Source organism: Embleya sp. NPDC050154 (assembly GCF_044460165.1).
Classification (GTDB): domain Bacteria; phylum Actinomycetota; class Actinomycetes; order Streptomycetales; family Streptomycetaceae; genus Embleya.
Window position 1 is genome coordinate 73,477 of record NZ_JBITJP010000009.1, and the last position, 20,435, is coordinate 93,911.

Consider the following 20,435-nt stretch of genomic DNA (forward strand, 5'->3'; position numbering starts at 1 on the left):
TCCCCGGCCATGTCGCGAGTTACGCGCGTTGCGCTGGGGAATTTCGCCGGATGACCAGTCCTGCGCGAGTGCTGGGAGTGTCGTCGAGCCGTGGGGAAATCAGTCGAAAACCGTATTCCGGGAAAAAACGAACCCCAGTCGGCGCAGTACCGCTGTGTCGGCATCGGAGTCGGTCCTGCCAACCTGAGCCTGGCGTCGCTGCTGCACGGACGCTCGGAGACGCCGAATCTCTTTCTCGACCAGAAGGAGCAGTTCGGCTGGCACGACAATCAGCAGATACCCGGCGCGTCGTTACAGGTGTCGTTACTCAAGGATCTCGTCATCCTCTCCGACCCGACGAACGGGTTTTCCTTCCTCTCGTACCTGCACGAACAGGGGAAGATCTACCACTTCATCAACGCCCAATACGAAGCGGTTCCCCGTCGGGAATTCCGGAATTATCTGGAGTGGGCGAGCCGGCGCAACGAGAACATCGTGTTCGGCGAAAAAGTGGTCTCCGTCGAATTCGACGACGCGGAAGATTCATTCGTCGTGCACACCAGTCGCCGCACCGTGACCGCGGACAACATCTGCGTCGGCGTCGGCACCAGACCCTGGGTTCCGGAACAGGCTCGGGACAAGCTCGGCGACACCCAGTTCCACGTCTCCGACTTCATCGACGGAACGCGCGCGGGACTCGTCGGCAAGAGGGTGGCCGTGGTCGGTGGCGGCCAGTCCGGAGCGGAAGCTTTCCTGGATCTGATATCACGGACGCCGAAGGAATTGCCTCGGCGCGTGACCTGGATATCGCGGCGCGGGAACTACTTTCCCATCGACGACTCGCCGTTCACGAACGAGTACTACATGCCGAGCTACTCCGAGTACTTCTCCGGCCTCGACAAAGCGGTCCGCGAGTCGCTCAACAATCGCAACGTGCTGAGCAGCGACGGCATCTCGGAGTCGACGCTGCGCGAGATCTACCAGCGCTGCTACGAGCACCGCTTCATCGACGGGGCGCAGGATCTGCTGGCGCTGCTTCCCAATCGTGGCGTCACCGATGTGAGCGCGAACGAGTCCGGCGGGTGGACCATCAAGATGGGCCACAACGACCGACCGGGTGTGGTCGAGCACGTGGATGTGGACACCATCGTGTGGGCCACCGGATTTCGTCCGGCGTCGACGGATTTCCTCGCGCCGATCGAAAGCCGCCTGGAGCGCGAGGGCGACGAGTACCGCATCGACCGGGACTTCGCCGTGCAATGGGACGGCCCCCGCGATCGCCTGATCTTCATGCAGAACGCGGCACGTGGCCAGCGCGGACTGGCGGATCCCAATCTGAGCCTGACCGCCTGGCGCAGCCGGCGCATCCTCGACCGGCTTCTGGGCGTGGGCTCCGACGAACAACTGCCGTCGTTCGTGGAGTGGTCCGCCAAGCCGCCCGTCGACGAACTGGACGCTCTGTGAGCCCCGAACACGCCGATGTCGCCGTCGTCGGCGCGGGAATCGTCGGGTGCCTGGTCGCCCGGGAAATCACCGCACGCGCGCCGGAGGCATCCGTCGTACTCCTGGACCGGGACACCGTCGGTGCGGGCGCGAGCCGACGGTCGGCGGGACTGCACTGTCCGCGCGGCGCGACGGAGCGGGTTCGGCGCATGACGGCGTACAGCCAGGACTACTACGCCCGGCTCAAGCAGCGCGCCCCGGAGTTGCCCATCCACGCGGTACCGATGTCGGTGGTCGCCTCGCCCGCGAACGCGGCGCGAGTGCGCGAGATCTACCTCGACAGCGCCGAGTTGACCCGCATCGACACCGTGACCGACAGTCCCGCGCCGGCCGATCCCTCCGGCGCACCACCCGGGCAGGATCCGTCCGGCCCTCCCGACCTCCGCCTGCCCGAGCACGCGCGGATCTGGAACTGTCGAGGCGCCCAGTACGCCGACGTGTACGCCCTGGTCCACGACCTCGCCCGGGAGCTCCGTCCCCGGGTGACCCTGCGCGAGGGCGTCCATGTGGACGCGGTCCGCGCCCTGGCCCACGCGAGCCCGGGCCGCGACACGAGCGTGAGCGGTGTCGAACTCACCCTCGGCACCGGCGAGACGCTGACCGCGGAGCGGGTCGTCCTGGCACCGGGCCCGTGGCTCGCCGAGCCCGCGTGGCGGGAGCTGCTCGCCCCGCTGGGCGCCCGGGTCAAGAAGATCGTCGCCCTGCACATCGAGCGGGTCCCGACCCGCACCGACCGAGCCGTCGTCTTCCAGGACGAGGACGCCTTCCTGTTGCCCCTGCACGCCTCGGGGCACTGGTTGTTCAGCTACACCTGCACGACCTGGGACGTCGATCCCGACGACCTGGTCGACGGGCTGTCCGCGGACGACGTCGACCAGGCGCGCGCGAGCCTGCGCCGCTACGCCCCCGAACTGGCCGAACGCTGCGTCTCGGGCCGGGTGTTCTGTGACGCGTACAGCCCCACCGGAGAACCGCAGGTGCGGGCGCTGGGCGAGGGGCGCGTGGTCTTCGCCGGTACCGCCAACGGTTCCGGGTATCGGCTCGCCCCGGCGATCGCGGCGGAGGCCGCGGACCTGCTGGACCTGTCCTCGATTCCTCCGCACGCGTGGGAGAAGCAAAGGAGTCTGTCGTGAAGATCAGCACCTATCGCCCCGACGCCCCCCGCGCCGTCGACGGCGTCGCCGTGGCCGCCGTCGAGACGGGCTCCGCGACGCGGCTGGGGGTCGGCGCGACCTGGGTCGGCATCGCCCCCGGCACGCGTTCGCAGGCGCACCAGCACGACGAGACCGAGACCTGGGTGTTCGTCTCCGGAACCGGGGAACTGACCGTGGACGCCGAGCGCCATCCGGTATCCGCCTCCACCGTCGTGCAGTTCGAACCGTTCGAGACGCACTCGGTGGAGAACACGGGCGACACCGACCTGCTGTTCGTCAGCTTCTACTGGCGCGACGGCGAACGAGCGGTACACGCGGCCAACGACACCGGACACCGCGGGTTCGGCAAGCGTCCCGTGTTCGTCTTCTCCTCCGCGCCCACCCCCAACGGCGACCTGCACCTGGGGCACCTGTCCGGGCCGTTCTTCGGCGCCGACGTGTTCGTCCGGCACCAGCGCATGCTCGGCGCCGACGCGTGGCACATCACCGGCAGCGACGACTACCAGAACTACGTCGTGGCCGCCGCCCGCCGGGAGGGCCGCACGCCGGCACAGACCGCCGCGCACTACAGCGCCGAGATCCTGGCCACGCTGAAGCTGATGGACATCGACGTCCACCAGTACACCGCGACCAGCCGTGACGACGCCTACCCGGCCGCGCTGCGCACCTTCTTCTCCCGGCTGACCGCCTCGGGGACGGTGGCACCGAGGGAGGGTGCCGCGCTGTTCGCCGCCGACACCGGCGAATACCTGTACGAGTCGGGGGTCACCGGACGCTGCCCCGCGTGCGACGCCGACAGCGGCGGGAACATCTGCGAGACGTGCCTGGAACCCAACGTGTGCACCGACCTGGTCGAGCCGCGTTCCGCCGCGTGCGACGCGCCTCCGCGCGAGAGTCCGCTGGTGCGATACACCTTCCCGTTGCACGAGTTCGGGAAGGTGGTCACCGACCACCACCGGCTCGGCCGCGTCCCGGCGGGGGTCAAGGAACTGGCCGAACGGCTCTCCCGCCGCGAGCGGTTGCACATCCCGGTCACGCATCCGGCCGGATGGGGCATCACACCCGCCGAATCCGACGTGCCGGGTCAGGTCATCTGGTCGTGGCTGGACTACGCCTTCAGCATCCTCTACGGCATCGGGGCACTCGGCCGCGACCTGGGCCGTGACTGGGACGCGGACGACCCCGGGGCCGACTGGAAGATCGTGCACTTCCTGGGTTCGGACGGCAGCTTCTTCCACCCGATGTTCATCCCGGCGCTGTACCGCGTCGCGCATCCACGATGGCAGCCGGACATCGACTACAACATCAACGAGTTCTACCTCCTCGAGGACAGCAAGTTCTCCACCAGCCGCGGCCACGCGATCTGGGGCAAGGACGTGCTGAACCCGCGCACGGTCGACGCGATCCGCTTCTACCTGGCCCTGACCCGTCCCGAGGGCCGACGCACCAGCTTCTCCCCCGACGCGTACGAGGGCTTCGTCCGCGACACCCTGGTCGGCACGTGGCAGGCCTGGCTGAACGACCTGGGCGAGCGCGTCGCGAAGCGGTACGGCGGGGTGGCGCCCGACGCCGGCACCTGGCGGCCCGAGCACGCGGCCTTCCTGGCCCGGCTGGAGGCGCGCCGATCGGCGCTGACCGGAGCCCTCGGGCAGGACGGATTCTCGCTCAACCGCGCGGCCGAACTGTTGGACGGCATCGTCACGGACGTCACCACCTTCGCCCGCCTCCAGGCCCCGGCCGCGGACGTGGCGGACTTCAAGGACGAGGCGCGCACGGTGGTCGCCCTCGAACTGGCCGCCGCCCGCCTGCTGGCCACGTGCGGCGCGCCGGTGATGCCGAGGTTCGCGAACCGCCTGTCGACCGCGCTCGGCGCGCCCGCGCCGACCCGGTGGCCCACCGGGATCGACCTGGTGCCCGCCGGAACCGCCGTCGACCTGGCCGGCCAGGTGTTCTTCGCCGACCCGGGAACAACCGACCCGGCGCCCTCGAACCCGACTTCCTCGACCCCGGCGTCCGAACACCCGTCTTTCGACCACCCGGCCCCGCCGCTGCTCCCCTGGTTCAGCGGTCTGGTGCGCGACCTCCTGCGCCTGCCCGCGGACGAGCCGGTGCGGGACCGGTCCCTGGTCCAGCTCGGCATGGAATCGTTGCAGGCCATCGCCCTGCAGTACCAACTCACCGAGCAGGTCGACGCCGACGTGCCCATCGAGGAGTTGCTCGGTGCCCGCACCGTCGCCGAACTGAGCGCGCTGATCGCCGAGGGCCTGGATCCGGACGAGGTCGCCGCGCACACGGAGGTGCCGGCATGAGTCACATACAGGTTCTCCGCGAGATCGAGGCCAGGGGTCTGACCATCACGGCCGTTGGGGCCGACCTGCGCCTGCAAGGCCCCAGGGAGCGCATGGATCCCGACCTGCTGCGCCTGATCAAGGAGCACAAGGCAGAGATCGTCGCCCATCTGGACGCGCCGGACGGCTTCGCGATGACCGATCTGCAACGCAGCTATCTGGTCGGACGGGGCGAGCACGTCGAGATGGGCAACGTGGCCAGCCACGTCTACCACGAGATCGAGGGCGTCTGGGACATCGACCGCCTGGAGGCGGCGCTGCGCGCGGTCGTGGCGCGCCACGGCGCGTTACGCACCCGCTTCACCCCCGATGGTCGACAGGTCCGAGAGCACGACGTCGATGTGCGCGTGGCACGCGTGGACTTGCGCGGCGCGTCCGAGGCGGCGCAGCACGAACATCTGCTCGCCGAGCGCGAGTCGCGCTCGCATCGCATCCTGCCCGCCGATCGTGCGCCGCTGCTGGTGGTCGACGTCACCGTGCTGGCGGACGACCGGATGGTGCTGCACGTCGACCACGACGGCCTGGTCATGGACGCCATCAGCATGTTCCTGTTCTTCCGCGACTGGCGCCACGCCTATGACGTGATGGCGGACGCGACGGACGAGACGACCGGGAAGGCGACCGGGGAGGCGGGCGCCGAGCACGCGGATCCGCCGGAGGAGGCGTCCTTCGAGGCGTACGTGGCCGCGCTGGAGGCCGCGCGCACCCGTGCCCCGGCCAAGCGCGCGCGCAAGTACTGGCTGGACCGGCTCGAGGATCTCGCGCCCGCTCCGGACCTGCCGCTGCGCACGAGTCCCTCCTCGATCGTGGCCCCGCGCTTCTCGGCGCACTTCGCGCGGCTGACCCGGTCGCAGTGGATCGCGCTCAAGGCCCGGGCGGCGACGGCCGGACTCACCCCCTCCGCACTGCTGTTCGCGATCTACGCGGACACCCTCGCGGCGTGGGGCGCCGGTTCGCGCTTCACGATCAACACCACGGTGGCGAATCGTCCGCCGATCCACCCGCGCATGTTCGAGGCCGTTGGCAACTTCTGCGAGACGATGCTCGTCGAGATCGAGGTGGACCGGCGAATTCCCTTCGTGGAGCGAGCGCGTGCGCTGCAGGCCGGGCTGCGCCGGGGGTTGGACAACCGACACTTCACCGGCATCGAGGTGCTGCGCGAGGCGGGTCGGCGCGGCGGTGCGGCGCGCGGGCCTATGCCGTACACGTTCAACAGCGCGCTGGGTTACGCGCACGCCGACGTCGACGGCTCGGCCCTGGAGTTGTTCGGGGCGGAGGTGTACACCTCCAGCCAGACTCCGCAGGTGTGGCTGGATGTGTCCACGTTCGAGCAACACGGCGGCGTGGTGGTCCAGTTCGACAGCGTGGACGGCTTGTTCCCGGACGGTCTGGTGGCGGACCTGGTGTCCGGCTACCAGCATCTGCTGGAGGCGCTCCTGGCCGAGGAGGCGTGGTCGGCGACCACGTTCGACCTGCTGCCCGAGGCGCAGCGCGAGCGCCGCCGGGCGGCCAACACGACGACGGTGACGCTGCCTTCGCCGGGGATGCTCACGGACGCGTTCCTGGCCCACGTGGAGCGCGCGCCGAACGCGCCCGCGGTGCTGACCGGCGCGGCGTCGTACAGCTACGCGCAGGTGTACGGGCACGCCGCGCACGCCGCCGCGTGGCTGCGCGCCCGCGACGTGTGCCCGGACGAGTTGGTCGGGCTGGTGATGCGCCGCGGGCCCGAGCAGATCGTCGGCATCCTCGCCACGATGCTCGCCGGGGCCGCGTACCTGCCCGTCGACGCCGCACTCCCGCGGGCGAGGCGCGCGTACATGCTGGGCAACGGCCGGGCGCGGGTGGTTCTGACCAACGACGCGGAAGCCGCCGGCGACGACACCGGGCGCGAGGTCCTGGTGCTCGACGCGAGCCGCCCGCTGCCGCCCGGTCCGGTGCCCGATCCGCGCCCGGTGCCCGGCGCCCAGGACGACGACCACCTGGCGTACGTGCTGTACACGTCGGGGACCACCGGCGAGCCCAAGGGCGTGATGGTCAGCCGCAGGAGCGTGGCCAACGTGGTCGCCGACTGCAACGCGCGGTTCGGCGTCGGGCCGGCGGACCGGTTCTTCGGGATCAGCGCCTTCAACTTCGACCTGTCCGTCTACGACGTCTTCGGCGCCCTGTGTTCGGGCGCGGCCGTGGTGTTGCCGGACGCGGACAAGGCGGCCGATCCCGCGCACTGGTTGCGGTTGTGCGGCGAGCGGGGCGTGAGCGTGTGGAACTCGGTCCCGGCGATCGTGTCGCTGCTGCGCGACCAGGCGGCGGAGGGCACGGACGCGCTGGACACGCTGCGGCTGGTGATGATGAGCGGCGACCGCATCCCGCCGACGTTGCCCCTGGACCTGCGCAAGCTCGGGTTGGACCCGCGGATCGTCTCGCTGGGCGGGCCGACGGAGACCACGATCTGGAACGTGTCGCACCCGATCGGCGAGGACGAGGACGGCTCGCGCAGCATCCCGTACGGCCGGCCGAACGCGAACAACCGGGCGTACGTGCTGGACGAGTACGGGTGCGACGTGCCCGACGGGGTCACCGGCGAGATCTGGGCCGCCGGGGTGGGCCTGGCACGCGGCTACTGGGGCGACCCGGAGTTGACCGCCGAGCGCTTCGTGATCGACCCGGAGCGGGGCGAGCGCCTGTACCGGACCGGGGACCTGGGCCGCTATCTGCCGGACGGCGAGATCGACATCCTCGGCCGCGGCGACTTCCAGATCAAGGTGAACGGCTATCGCATCGAGGCCGGCGAGGTGGAGACCCGCCTGGTCGCGTTGCCCGCCGTGGAACGTGCGGTGGTCTCCCGACAGGGCGGCGCGCAAGGCGATCGGCTGGTCGCCCATCTCGTGCCCGCCGGCGACGAGCGTCCGGACGTGGAGGCGGTGCGCGCGGCGCTGCGCGAGCATCTGCCGCAGTACATGATCCCGGCCGGGGTGTACTGGCACACCGCGCTGCCGCTGACCCGCAACGGCAAGGTCGACCGGGTCAGGCTCGCGGAAGCCGCCGAATCCGCCGCGCCGTCCGCGTCCGCGCCCACCGCCGCCGACTCGGAACTGGAGCTCGTGGTCGCCGGGTTGTGGGCCAAGCCGCTGCGCGTCGCGGACGTGGACCTGGACGTCACCCGCCCGCTGTACGACCTGGGCGGCGACTCGCTGGTGGCCGCCCGCATCCTGGCCGGGGTGCGCAAGCGGTTCGGCTTGACGATCACGCTGGACCGGCTGCCGGAGGTGGACACGGTGCGCACGATGGCCGCGCACATCGAGCGCGGCCTGGCCGAGCGCGGTGGGGCGGGGTCGAGCGCGACATGAGCGACTCGGTGATCAACCACATCGTCTCCCGGGCCCCCACCCCCGGCCCGCACATCTCCTTCTTCCGGCTCGGCGGGATCCGGACGATGGAGCTGACCGAATTGCACGCGCGCGCCGGGCGCCTCGCCGTGTGGTTGCGCGACCTGGGCATCGATCGGGGCGACCGGGTCGGCATCCTGGCCGCGAACTGTCTCGAGTGGGCGCTGCTGGATCTCGCGGCGATCCGCCTGGGCGCGGTGACCGTGGGCTTCGATCCGGCCAAGTTCGACACGGACACCGGTCTGCGCGAGCGCTACCGCCTGGGCGTGCTGTTCACCGACGGCCCGCCGCGGGCCCCCGGCAGCAGGGCCCTCGCGGAGGTCGACGCGGCGGCGAGCGCACCGGACGACGGTCGCGTCCCGGAGCCGATCGTCTACTCGCCCGACGACGTGTTGTCGCTGAAGCTCACCTCGGGCAGTACCGGCGAGCCCAAGACGCTCACCGCGTCCGTCGGCAGCATCGACGACGATCTGCGCGCGGTCCAGGAGATGTTCGGGCACGGCGGCGCGGACAATCTGCTCGTGTTCCTGCCGCTGTCGGTGCTCCAGCAGCGCTACTGGACGTATTCCGCGCTGCGTTGGGGCCACGACGTCACGATCAGCACGTACGAGGCGGCGTTCCCGGCATTGCGCCGGATCCGGCCGACGGTGGTGATGGGCGTGCCGGGATTCTTCGAGACGGCCAGGAAACACATCGAGGCCCGGATGCGTGGTGCCGGCGTCGACGGCGACGAGGCGACGGCGCGCCGCGGCGCCGCGCGGCAGTTGTTCGGCGACCGCATCCGCTATCTGTGGACCGGTTCGGCGCCGGCTTCGACCGGCACGCTGGCCTTCTTCGAGGACGCCGGATTGCCGATCTTCGAGGGGTATGGGCTCAACGAGACGTGCATCGTCACCAAGAACCACCCGGGCGCGCACCGGCGGGGCAGCGTCGGGCGCGTACTGCCGGGCAAACGGGTGTTGTTGGACGCCGAGGGGGTGATCCACGTGCAAGCCGAGCACCCGGTGTGCCGGGGCTACGAGCAGGCGCCGCCCGGGGTGTCCGAGCGGGTGTTCGCCGCGGACGGGACGGTGCGCACCAACGACATCGGTCATCTCGACGAGGACGGGTTCCTGTTCGTGCACGGTCGTGCCGACGACGTGATCGTGCTGGACAACGGCCGCAAGATCGTCGTCCGACCGCTGGAGGAGCACATGAAGTCCAGCCCGGTGATCGAGGAATGTGTGGTGTTCTGCCCGACGCAGACCCATCTGGTCGCGGTGGTCTCGCCCGCCGCGGATCCGGTGGGGCCTGCCGAGGAGCGCGCCATCGCCGAGCAACTCGCGCGCACCAACGCGGCGTTCGGCCAGGACGAGCAGATCCGCACGGTGGTGGTGGCCAGTCCTCGGTTCAGTGTCGAGAACGGGCTGCTCACCTCTCAGCTCAAGGCCAGGCGCGGGCGCATCCTCGACGCCTACCGTTCCCGGATCCACGACAACCAGGGAAGCATCCATGCAGTGCGAGATTGAGACGGTGGCCAGGCGGAACCTGGCCCAGGTGCTGGAATCCGGCGTCGCGCCCCAGGACATCGACCTGGACCAGGACATGGTCGGCACGTACGGGTTGACCTCGCTGAACAAGGTCCTGTTCCTGATGTCCGCCTGCGACGATGCCGGGGTGGACCTGGCCTGCTTCACCGAACCCGACGTGGCGGCCATGAGCACGCTGCGCGATGTGACCGAGGCGCTGTCGCGCCACGCCGGAAAGGTGGCTTGAGATGACCTGGGTGCAGACCGCGTCGACGACGCTGGAGAACGAGCACGTCCTGCTGCGGCCGATCGTCCCCGAGGATCGCGAGGCGGTGCGCAAACAGGCGATGGACCCCGAGATCTGGCGCTATTTCGTGCTCGTGATCGCCACCGATGCCGAGTTCGACGCGTTCTTCGACGCGGCCCTGGCCGATCAGGCCGCCGGTCGCCGCGTCGTCTACAACGTGATCGACAAGTCCGTGGATCGCACGGCGGGCAGCATGAGCTTCTGCAGCATCGCCGAGCCGGACGGGCGGCTGGAGATCGGCTGGTCGTGGCTGGGCGCCGAGTTCCGGGGCAAGGGCATCAACCGCTGGGCGAAGTTCCTCATGCTGGAGCACGCCTTCGAACAACTGAACGCCGAGCGCGTGGAGTTCAAGACCGACGTGCTCAACCTCCAGGCGCGCGCCGGACTGCGCAACATCGGAGCCACCGAGGAGGGCGTGCTGCGCAGCTTCAATCCGATGCCCGGCGGCAGGCGCCGGGACGCGATCTACTACAGCGTGCTGCGCGCCGAATGGCCGTCGGTTCGCGCGCAGTTGCTCGCCGGGCCCAAGGTGACGCGACCGACGGGGAAGGCGTGACCGCGGCCGGCCCGCGGGTGCCGGTGGTGCGGGCTCGGGGCGACGCCTTCGAGTGCGGCCGACGGCACGGCGTCGAGCGCGCCGAGAGCCTGCGCGCCTTCCTCGACGACGGGCTGGCCCGGCTGAACCGGATCATGCCGGCCCCGGTGTCGTGGGCGACGCTGAAGCCGACGCTGGATGCGTACCGGGTCGAGATAGAGACCCAGACGCCTTTGCTGGCGCAGGAGTTGCAGGGGCTGGCCGAGGGCGCGGGGCTCGGTGCCGACGAGGCGCTGCTGTTGCAGGTCCGGCGCGAGATCATGGGATACCAGCGCATACCGACCATGGGTGACTGTACGACGTACGCCGTCGGCGGCGCGGCCGGCCCGGTGCTGGCGCAGACCGTCGACCTCAATGGCGACCTGGACGACCAGATCTGCGTCCTGGACATCACGCGGACCGGCTCGCCCCGCCGGGTCCTGGTGCTCGGCTTCGGTGGGCTCCTGGGCTACCTCGGGGTCAACAGCGACGGTCTCGCGGTCGGGCTCAACCTCGTGCTCGGCGGCCGGTGGCGACCGGGCCTGCCGCCCTACCTGGCCATCCGCCACCTGCTGGACAGCGCCCGCGACGTGGACGACGCGGTACGGATCCTGCGTACCCTCAAGCTGGCGAGCTCGCGCAACCTGGTGTTGTGCGACGCCCGCAAGTCGGCGTGGGTGGAGATCCTCGGCGACGAGCTGCGGGTGAGCGAGTCCTCGACGAGCACGCACACCAACCACTTCCTGCACCCGGACTTCGTCGCGCACGACGAACTCAACGTCTTCGCCCGTAACTTCTCCCGGCAGCGGCTGGACGCCTGCCGTGCCCGCCTGACCGAGCTGGCGCCCCGAGCGGGCGTCGAGGAGCACTTCGCGCTGCTGTCGCGGGCGCCGATCCGGGTCGAGGGCAACGGCGACGTCCGCCGCGAGCGCACGGTGGCGGCCGTGGTGCTGCGGCCGGACCTGGGCGAACTGCACGTGCGGCCGGGCGATCCGGCGCTCCATCGCACCCACTCGTTCTCGCTGCGCGCCGCCGTGGCCCGGGGCGCCGCACCGGCGGAGGTGATCTCGTGAGTGTGTCCGTGGCCGGCGGCGGCTGGTTCGTCACGCGCGACGGCGCCGCCGCGCACACCCCGCGCGTGTACTGCTTCGCCCACGCGGGCGGCGACGCGCGTTCGTTCCTGTCCTGGCAGGAGGAGCTGGGCGACGAGGCGGAACTGGTCGCGGTGTGCCCGCCCGGCCGCGCGCACCGGGCACGCGAGGCCCGACCGACGCTGGCGGAGTTCGCGCACGGCGCGGCCTCGGCGATCCGGGCCCGGGAGTCGGGCGCCGACGGCACGCGGCTCGTCTACCTGTTCGGACACAGTCTGGGCAGCCTCGTCGCGTTCGAGACCGCGCGTCGGCTGCGCGATCTGTCCACGCTGCGACGGTTGTTCGTCTCCGGCGTGTCGGCCCCCTCGCTGGCGCCCTCGCAGCGCGTTCGCCATCTCGCGGCCCTGGAGGGCCGGGAGTTCGCCGAGGCGCTCCAGTTCTTCGAGGGTCTGCCCCCGGAGGTGATGGCCCAGGAGGAGGTGCTGGACCTGCTGCTGCCCGGCGTGATCGCGGACTTCCGGATGGCCGCCGGTTACGAGTACACCTCGGCCGCCCCGCTGGCGGTGGGCGTCACGCTCATCGCCGGCCGCGACGACCCCTACCTGTCCCCCGACAAGCTGGCGCTGTGGGACCGCGAGTGTGTGAGCCCGCCCGAGTGCCACTGGGTCGACGGCGGCCACTTCCACTTCCGCGACAAGGGCCCCTCGGCGGTGATCGACCTGCTGCTGACCGCCGTTCGGGCCGATCAGCACATCGAAGTGATCTGACCCCGCAAGGGCACGCTGAACGCATCCAAAGCGCATCGGAAGGAACGGCAATGCTGCTCGACCCGGCAGACCGGTACCGAAGGGGCCTCGCCTTCAAGGAGGCGCACGAGAGCGAGCAGGCGTTCGTGGTGGCGAACGCGTGGGACGCGGGCAGCGCCCGCCTGCTGACGCAGCTCGGCTTCACCGCGCTGGCGACCACCAGCGCGGGCCTGGCCTTCGCGCTGGGCCACTCCGACGGCGTGAACCTGTTGGATCGCGAGCAGGCGCTGGACAACGCCCGCGCGATCGTGGCCGCGACGCCGCTGCCGGTCGGCGCCGACCTGGAGAGCTGCTACGGCACGTCCGGCGAGGAGATCGCCCACACGATCCGGCTGGCCGCCGACGCGGGCCTGGTGGGCGCCTCCATCGAGGACGCCACCGGGGACCCGGACGACCCGATCCTGCCGATCGAGGCGGCCGTGGAGCGGGTGGCCGCGGCCGTCGAGGCGGCCCGGGCGCTGCCGTTCCCGTTCACCCTGACCGCGCGGGCGGAGAACTTCCTGTACGGCCGGGGTGATCTCAAGGACACCGTCGTGCGGCTCCAGGCCTACGAGGCGGCGGGCGCCGACGTGTTGTACGCGCCGTGTCTGCCGGACGTCGAGGCGATCCGCACCGTGTGCTCGGTGCTCGATCGGCCGGTCAACGTGCTCGCGGGGGTCGGTCCGGCGTTGTCGGTCGAGGAGTTGCGCGAGTGCGGCGCTCGGCGGATCAGCCTGGGCTCGGCGTTCGCCCGGGCCGCGCTGGGCGGCTTCCTGCGCGCGGCGCGCGAGGTGCGCGAGCACGGGACGTTCGCCTTCGTCGGGCAGGCCGTGCCCTACGCCGAGGTGAACGCGCTGATGTCCGAGCCGGCCGCCGAACCGGAGGAGGACTCGTGACCGGACCGTCCGCCCACCTGCACGGGCCGCGGTACGTCCTGGGCGAGTTCGAGGTCCCGCACACGAGCATCGCCAACCTGGCCGCGCGCGCCGCCGAGTTCAAGATGGCGCCGACGCCCGGCCTGTGGGGCTGGGGCACCGTGCGACGAACCGAGCGAAGCCTGGAGGCGATCGCGGCGCAGAGCGCCGCAGCGACCCTGCGGGCCACGGCGAGCGGCGCCGACGCGGTCGTGCTGTGCTCGACCCGGGTACCCGGCCCCTCGGAGGGTCACGGCGCGTTCATGGAGTCCTTCCTGGCCGAGTCGGGCCTGGGCGACGTCCCCTTCTACGGGCAGAACATGAATCGCTGCGTGAACCTGCTGGCCGCGATCGACACCGCGACCGCGTTCGTCCGCGCCGGTCGCCACCGGCGGGTGCTGGTGGTCACCACCGACAGCGCCGCGCACGAGGACGACCGGATGGCGAGTTACGCGCTGTTCAGCGACGGGGCGGCGAGTTGCCTGGTGGCGGCCGAGGGCGAGGTCGAGGGCGGCTACGAGATCCTCGCCTGCGCGAGCGCCCAGGACCCGGGCAGGCTGGCGCACGCCAACGAGATCAGCGCGGACCTGGCCCGCACGGTGAACGAGCGCCTGCTCACCCCCCTCGGGATGAAGCCGGGCGACATCGCGGGGCTGATGCACGCGAACATCTTCAAGCCGGTGATCGTGATGAAGGAGCGGCAGGCCGGTTTCACCCCGGCCCAGCTCCATCTGGACAACATCACCCGGGTGGGCCACTGCTTCGCCGCCGATCCGTTGATCAACCTGGTCGACCGGGCCGAGGCGGGGCACGTCGAACCGGGCCGGCACTACCTGTTGGCCGCCGGCGTTCCCGGTCAACGGATCGGAGTGCTGCTGCGCAGGGCCGCCGGATGACCGTGGACGACACCCCCAGGAGGAGGCCCAGGATGACCACCGCACCGCGTACGCCGGGCCGCGACCGTGGCTTCGTGCCCTTCGTCCTTCCCGACACCATCGACGCGCTGCCGCACCGGCCCTTCGCGTTCAGCCGCGCCGGCTGGGAGGAAGCCCGGGCTGCCACGCTCGCGGAGCCGAACGAGTTGTTCCGGCTTCTGCTGCGCGACCAGGAGTCGGAGTCGACGCTCCTGGTCGCCCGGCGCGTGATCGACGCCTTCCTGCCCGCGGCCGAGGACCGGGCCCCGGACGCGGCGGCCGGCACCTTCGCCGACGCCGATGCGATCGCCGCCGAAGTACAGGCCGTCCGCGCCGAGTTGGCCGCGGTCCTGGCGGCCCTGACCCGATCGGGTCCGCAGGCTCGCGCGAGGGCCCTGCGGGGGCGGGCGCCGCTGGCCCTGTCGGCCGGCTGCCGGCTGGACACGCTTTCCCAGCCCGCGACCCAGCCCTCCGTCGTCGTCAACCGGCTCTTCGCCCACCACCTGACCCTGCGCGGCGGCGGCAATCCCGAGCGCGGCCAGGCCCGGTTGCGCCGGCGCGCGCTGGAGAGCGAGGGTGTACTCCTGCCGGAGATCGCCGCCGCCGACTTCCTGGACAAGGCCCGGGCCCGCCCGCTCACCGCCCTGCACGGCAGCTTCCACCTGGCCCTGTCCCGGCTGCCCGCCAATTTCCTGCCCGAGGTCTCGGGCGTGCACTACGCCTTCCACGCGCTCGGCGTGGACGACCTGCTCACCGACACCGCGCCGCTGTTGTCCGAGCCGGATCTGCGCGAAGTGCTGGCCGAACATCTGGCACTGGCCGGTCCGGCCACGCGGCGCCGGCTGTACGCGGCCGTGCGGCTGACCCTGGACCTGGAGCGGGAACACGTCGCGATGCTCGCCGAGCTCGGCGCCTGGCACGACAACCTCACCCTGGAGTCGAAGGTCGCCGACATCATCGCGCGCCACGCCCCGCTCGCCGGCCGCCAGCACGGCGACGTGCGGATCGGCGGCAAGGCGCTGACGGACGTCTTCGGCGCCGCCCGGATCGACCTCGCCGGCTTCCTGGCCGACCTACGCGAGTCCGGCCACCTGCGCGGGCCCGGCAACGGCGACTGCCGGCTCCTGGACGCGATGCGCTTCGGCGGGCCGATGTTCGGGATCTTCGACGAACACGAGGCGGCGACCTTCCGGGCCTGGGCGGCGAGCGTCCAGGCCGGCGAGCGTCCCGTCATCGAGATCTCACCCGAGACCGCCGGGGACGAGGCGGCCGAGCGCCGGCGGGCCGCGATCGCCCGCAGCGCGCCCGCCGACGTCGTGATCGCCGAGGCCGAACCACGCGACCACCGCGAGTTGTTCCACCGCCTGGTCAACATCGAGAACTTCCCCAACACCCTGCCGATCGCCGCCGAGCGGGCCGAGCGCTGTTTCCGGGACGCGGAGATCCTGTTCGTGCACGGCGCCGGCGGCCGGTACACCGACGCGAGCTGGTTCGACTACAGCCCACAGGCGCTGTACGAGCGGGCCGAGCGGGTCTATTGGGAGAAGCTGGTCGACCCGTACGAGCCGCTGCGCGAGATCCCGGACCGCGACGAGGTGCTCTTTCGGCAGTCCACCTACTACCTCACCTACCTCATCGACGGTGCGTGGCTGCACCGCCTCGGCAATCTCGGGCACGACGAGCGCGAGACCGACGCCATGTTGTTCGCCATCTACGCCGACGAGATGGGCAACGGCGACCTGCGCAAGAACCACATCACGCTGACCCACCGGGTGTTGGCCAGCGCGGGCATCCGGCTTCCGCACATTCGCGACGAGGCCTTCATCGAGCAGGATGAACTCCCGGACGATCTTTACGGGTTCGCGATCCAGCAGTTGTGCATGTGCCTGTTCCCGGACCGTTTCCACAACGAGATCCTGGGCTACAACCTGGCGATCGAGATGTTCGGCTCCGGCGAGATGCGGCTGCACGAGTTGCAGAAGTTGCGCCATCACGGCATCGACGACTGCTACGAGCAGGCACATCTGACCATCGACAACTTCTCCGCCGGGCACGCCAAGCAGGCCGCCGACGTCATCGTCGGCTATCTCGACCGGGTGCGGCGCACCGTGGGAGAGGCGGCGGTGGCCGAACAGTGGCGTCGCGTGTGGCGCGGGTACGCCTCCTTCGCGTACTTCCTCGAACAGCCGATGCTCAAGCGCATATCCGCCGGCGACCCGCCCGCCGGCCCGGACACCCCGTCCCCCGGCGAGACCGACGACCTGGCCGACCTGGTCATCTGAGTCGGCCCCGACCCCGCGAGATCACGAACCGGCAACCGGAGGGCACCACATGGCCGAACCCCACCCGCGCACGACCGACGTCGGGATCACGATGCGACACGAGGCGCGCGAGAGCGAGCGGCGGGCACCGATCGTGCCGGCCGACGCCGCGCGGTTGGTCGCGCACGGCATCACGCTCACGGTCGAGCACTCGCCGCAGCGCGCCTTTCCGATCTCGGACTATCTCGACGCCGGCTGCGTAGCCGCCGAGGCCGGTTCCTGGCTCGACGCCCCGGCCACGGAGTTCATCGTCGGGCTCAAGGAACTGCCCGCCGAGCCGGCTGCGTTGGCGCACCGGCACGTGTATTTCGGCCATGCGTACAAGGGCCAGCGCGACGCCGCGGCGCTGCTGCGGCGCTTCGCGGCGGGTGGCGGCGCGCTGCTGGACATGGAGTACCTCACGGACGCGGACGGTCGACGGCTGGCCGCGTTCGGCTATTGGGCCGGTTACATGGGCGCCGCGCTCGCGGTGCTCCGGCATCGGGGACGGCTGGACCTGCCGCTGCGACCGCTGACGAAAAAGGCCCTGGATCGGGTGTTGCGCGAGACGTCCGGCGGCACGCGGCCGAGCGTGCTGGTCGTCGGGGCACTGGGTCGGTGCGGGCGCGGCGCGCGGGACGCGCTGGCGGTCGCGGGGATCGAGCCGACCTGCTGGGACGTCGCCGAGACCCGATCGCTGGACCGCGCGGCCCTGATGGATCACGACATTCTCGTCAACGCCGTGCTGGTGACCGCGCCGACCCCGCCGTTCGTGACCGTCGAATCCCTGCGGGCCGGGCCCCGGCGACTGTCCCTGATCGCGGACGTCACGTGCGACGTCACCTCGCGCGACAACGTGTTGCCCATCTACGACGACACCACCGATTGGCGCGAGCCGGTCCGCCCGTTGCGCGACGTCGGCGACCCGCTGGGCGTGATCGCCATCGACAACCTGCCGTCGCTGCTGCCTCGCGAGGCCGGCGTCGCCTTCTCCGCCGAACTGACGCCCCATCTGCTGACCCTGGGAGAACCCGGCCAACCCTGGCAGCGCTGCCTGCGGGTCTTCCGCGACGCATGCGAAGCGAACGGCCTGGAAACGGAGAACGTCCATGTCTGACGCGATTCCCGCCGACGGAACCGTGCACTGGATCGGCACCGGCCTGTCCACCGGCAGCGGCTTGCGCGTGGTGGCCGACCGGGCCCGGCGGCTGCTGGTGTGGGGCCGCACCGACGCCAAGGCCGAGCGCTGCCTGGCCCGGCTGGGCCTGACCGACCGCGCAGGCGCCCGCGCGTACGATCTGGGCCGGCTCGCACAGGAGTTGCGCACCGGCGACATCGTGGTGTCGATGTTGCCCGCGAGCGAGCACCCCGCGCTGCTGCGGCTGTGCGTCGAGCACAACGCCCATTTCGCCTGCAGCAGTTACGTCTCCGAGGGCATCCTGGCCGAGGCGCCGGCCGCGGCGAAGGCCGGCCTGGTCGTGCTGACCGAGGCCGGCCTCGACCCGGGTATCGACCACCTGTTCGCCGACCTGCTGGTGGCCAGGGGCCGCGAGGTCGTCGGCGACGGCCCGGCCACCGTCGAGTTCACCTCGTACTGCGGCGGAGTCCCGGCCGAGCCCAACGAGTTCCGCTACCGCTTCAGTTGGGCGCCGCGCGGAGTGTTGAGCGCGCTGCGCGCACCGGCCCGCTACCGCGACGAGGGTGTCGAGCGGGTCGTCGACCTCCCGTGGACGGCGACCCGCGCGCACGTGCTCGACGGCGAGACGTTCGAGGCCTACCCCAACCGTGACAGCGTCCCCTACCTCGCCCAGTACGCCTTCCCACCCGCCTGGCAGGCGCGCGTGTTCGTCCGCGGCACGCTGCGCCTGGAGGGCTGGCTGCGGGCCTGGGAGGACGTGTTCGCCACGGTGCGCACCGGCGACGGAGACCGCATCGCCGCCCTCGCCGACGAACTCGCCGCCCGCCATCCGACCACCGACGCCGACCGCGACCGGGTCGTGCTCGCCGTCGCGCTCGACATCCGCGGCGCGAACGGCGCGTCCTGGCACGGCGAATACGTCCTGGACACGGTCGGCGACGCCGAGGAGAGCGCGATGGCGCGGTGTGTGTCCCTGCCGCTGGCGTACGGCGTCACCGAGATCCTCGACGGACAGGCGCCCGCCGGCCTGCGCCAGGCCGCCCAGGGCGCCGAGGACGCCCGGCGGTGGCTGGCCTTCCTGAGCGCGAACGGCGTCGACTGGCGCTTCGACGAACAACGCCGGACGGGCTGAGCACCGGCCGGCCCCACGATCCACCGATCCACCGATCCACCGATCCACCGATCCAGGAGGACACGGAACCATGACCCAGGCACGACTCGAGTCGCGGGATTCCGCCGACCGGCCCAAGGCATTCATCCTGACCGGCTCGTTCCCCGTGATCCGCCGCAATCCGCTGTATCTGACCGAACTCTCCGGGCGCGGCCTCGAGATCCTGGTCATCACCGCGGAGTCCTACCGCGAGCAGGCGACGGCGGCGATGGCCGACACCTCCAACCCCGCCTCGCAGATCACCGAAATCGCTTACGTCACCGGCGACTTCACGGTGCAAGGCGCGTTCGTCGCGGGCGCGATCGCCCGGACCGCGGCCTGGCGCGAGGCGTACACCATCGTCGGCGCCTACGCGGTGGGCGACTACCTCGCCGAGCCGACCGGCCTGCTCGCCGACGGACTGGGGGTGCGCTCGCCGGGCTTACGCGCCAGCCGCGCCTGCCGCAGCAAGTATCTCCAACGCTGGTACGCCGCCGACCTGGGACCGGCGTCGCTGACCATTCCCGCCGGCGAGCGCGCGAGCGTCGATCTCGGCGCGGTGCGCTTCCCGGCCGTGGTCAAACCCGCTTCGCGCGCCTCCAGTTCCGGTGTCGAGACGGTCGACGACGTGGCCGCGCTGCGCGAGCGGCTGGCCTCCTACCCCGACCACGAGGTCGTCCTGGTCGAGGAGAAGGTGCTGGGCCCGGAGTTCTCCGTGGAGAGCCTCGTCCAGGACGGCGCGGTGGTCTTCGCGTCGGTGACGGACAAGGTCACCACCGACAGCCACACGCACACCTTCGTGGAGATGGCGCACAGCGTGCCCGGCGTGCGCGAGGACCTGCGCGAGGCGCTCGTGACGGCCAATCGGCGGCTGGTGGAGGCGCTCGCGTTCGAGAACGGGATCGCGCACTCCGAGTGGCGGGTCGGCGACGACGGTCTCCCGCGCCTGATGGAGGTGGCCGCGCGCACCCCCGGCGACGGGCTGCTGACGCTGTATCAACTGGCCACCGGCCGTCCCCTGGAGCCGGAGATCCTGCGCGTCGCGCTCGGCGAACCGGCCGGCTACCCGCGGCCGCACCGCTACACCCGGCAGGTCTACCTGGAGCACCGGCCCGGCACGCTGGAGGACGTCGTCCTGGACTGGCCGGATGTACGGCCCGAGTGGATCGGCGACAGCGGTGTGTGGCCGGACATCAAACCCGGGGGGCCGGGCGAGGAACCGACGCTGCGTGCGGTGCTGGTCCTGCAGAAGCGCGGTGCCTCGCTGGTGCCGCTCGCCAATTCCGACGACCGGTCCGTCACCTTCTTCATCGACGCCCCCACGCCCGACGGACTCGACGCCCTGGAGCAGCGCGTCCGCGCCGCCATCCGCATCGTCATCGGCTGA

The 20,435-nt window shown here is 71.2% G+C and carries 15 protein-coding genes; all 15 read left to right on the forward strand.

Features of this window, described 5'->3' with window-relative positions; genetic code table 11:
- The first annotated feature begins 90 nt into the window (after nt 1–90).
- The 15 genes from ACIBSV_RS20265 to ACIBSV_RS20335 all read left to right on the forward strand — a co-directional run bounded on the left by ACIBSV_RS20265 (nt 91) and on the right by ACIBSV_RS20335 (nt 20,435).
- Nucleotides 91–1,443 (forward strand): lysine N(6)-hydroxylase/L-ornithine N(5)-oxygenase family protein, encoded by a 1,353-nt coding sequence (locus ACIBSV_RS20265; protein WP_395864838.1) that lies wholly within the window; start codon nt 91–93, stop codon nt 1,441–1,443.
- A complete protein-coding gene (locus tag ACIBSV_RS20270) occupies nt 1,440–2,615 on the forward strand; it encodes an NAD(P)/FAD-dependent oxidoreductase (RefSeq protein ID WP_395864840.1) in 1,176 nt (391 codons plus the stop codon). The genes ACIBSV_RS20265 and ACIBSV_RS20270 overlap by 4 nt, the downstream gene beginning before the upstream one ends.
- Nucleotides 2,612–4,945: a class I tRNA ligase family protein gene (locus ACIBSV_RS20275; RefSeq protein ID WP_395864842.1), complete on the forward strand. Its 2,334-nt coding sequence runs from the start codon at nt 2,612–2,614 to the stop codon at nt 4,943–4,945. The genes ACIBSV_RS20270 and ACIBSV_RS20275 overlap by 4 nt, the downstream gene beginning before the upstream one ends.
- Nucleotides 4,942–8,328 (forward strand): amino acid adenylation domain-containing protein, encoded by a 3,387-nt coding sequence (locus ACIBSV_RS20280; protein ID WP_395864844.1) that lies wholly within the window; start codon nt 4,942–4,944, stop codon nt 8,326–8,328. The genes ACIBSV_RS20275 and ACIBSV_RS20280 overlap by 4 nt, the downstream gene beginning before the upstream one ends.
- A complete protein-coding gene (locus ACIBSV_RS20285; protein WP_395864846.1) occupies nt 8,325–9,875 on the forward strand; it encodes an AMP-binding protein in 1,551 nt (516 codons plus the stop codon). The genes ACIBSV_RS20280 and ACIBSV_RS20285 overlap by 4 nt, the downstream gene beginning before the upstream one ends.
- Entirely contained in the window at nt 9,859–10,122 is a 264-nt protein-coding gene (locus ACIBSV_RS20290) for an acyl carrier protein (protein WP_331771933.1), read from the forward strand. Before ACIBSV_RS20285 ends, ACIBSV_RS20290 begins: the two co-directional genes overlap by 17 nt.
- Before the next feature lies 1 nt (nt 10,123).
- Nucleotides 10,124–10,738 (forward strand): GNAT family N-acetyltransferase, encoded by a 615-nt coding sequence (locus tag ACIBSV_RS20295; RefSeq protein ID WP_395864848.1) that lies wholly within the window; start codon nt 10,124–10,126, stop codon nt 10,736–10,738.
- The gene (locus ACIBSV_RS20300; protein ID WP_395864850.1) at nt 10,735–11,829 is read left to right on the forward strand and encodes a C45 family autoproteolytic acyltransferase/hydolase; all 1,095 of its coding nucleotides are present in this window, start codon (nt 10,735–10,737) and stop codon (nt 11,827–11,829) included. Before ACIBSV_RS20295 ends, ACIBSV_RS20300 begins: the two co-directional genes overlap by 4 nt.
- On the forward strand, nt 11,826–12,614 hold the full coding sequence (locus ACIBSV_RS20305) for a thioesterase II family protein (RefSeq protein WP_395864852.1): 789 nt from the start codon (nt 11,826–11,828) through the stop codon (nt 12,612–12,614). The genes ACIBSV_RS20300 and ACIBSV_RS20305 overlap by 4 nt, the downstream gene beginning before the upstream one ends.
- A 50-nt stretch (nt 12,615–12,664) precedes the next feature.
- Entirely contained in the window at nt 12,665–13,528 is an 864-nt protein-coding gene (locus tag ACIBSV_RS20310) for an isocitrate lyase/phosphoenolpyruvate mutase family protein (protein WP_395864853.1), read from the forward strand.
- Nucleotides 13,525–14,442 (forward strand): 3-oxoacyl-ACP synthase, encoded by a 918-nt coding sequence (locus ACIBSV_RS20315; protein ID WP_395864855.1) that lies wholly within the window; start codon nt 13,525–13,527, stop codon nt 14,440–14,442. The genes ACIBSV_RS20310 and ACIBSV_RS20315 overlap by 4 nt, the downstream gene beginning before the upstream one ends.
- 32 nt (nt 14,443–14,474) lie before the next feature.
- A complete protein-coding gene (locus tag ACIBSV_RS20320; RefSeq protein ID WP_395864857.1) occupies nt 14,475–16,742 on the forward strand; it encodes an iron-containing redox enzyme family protein in 2,268 nt (755 codons plus the stop codon).
- A gap of 49 nt (nt 16,743–16,791) precedes the next feature.
- Nucleotides 16,792–17,877 (forward strand): saccharopine dehydrogenase, encoded by a 1,086-nt coding sequence (locus ACIBSV_RS20325; RefSeq protein ID WP_395864859.1) that lies wholly within the window; start codon nt 16,792–16,794, stop codon nt 17,875–17,877.
- Nucleotides 17,870–19,030, forward strand: a complete 1,161-nt coding sequence (locus ACIBSV_RS20330; protein WP_395864861.1) for a saccharopine dehydrogenase family protein — start codon at nt 17,870–17,872, stop codon at nt 19,028–19,030. Before ACIBSV_RS20325 ends, ACIBSV_RS20330 begins: the two co-directional genes overlap by 8 nt.
- A gap of 70 nt (nt 19,031–19,100) precedes the next feature.
- Complete coding sequence (locus ACIBSV_RS20335; RefSeq protein ID WP_395864863.1) at nt 19,101–20,435, forward strand: acetyl-CoA carboxylase biotin carboxylase subunit family protein; 1,335 nt, start codon at nt 19,101–19,103, stop codon at nt 20,433–20,435.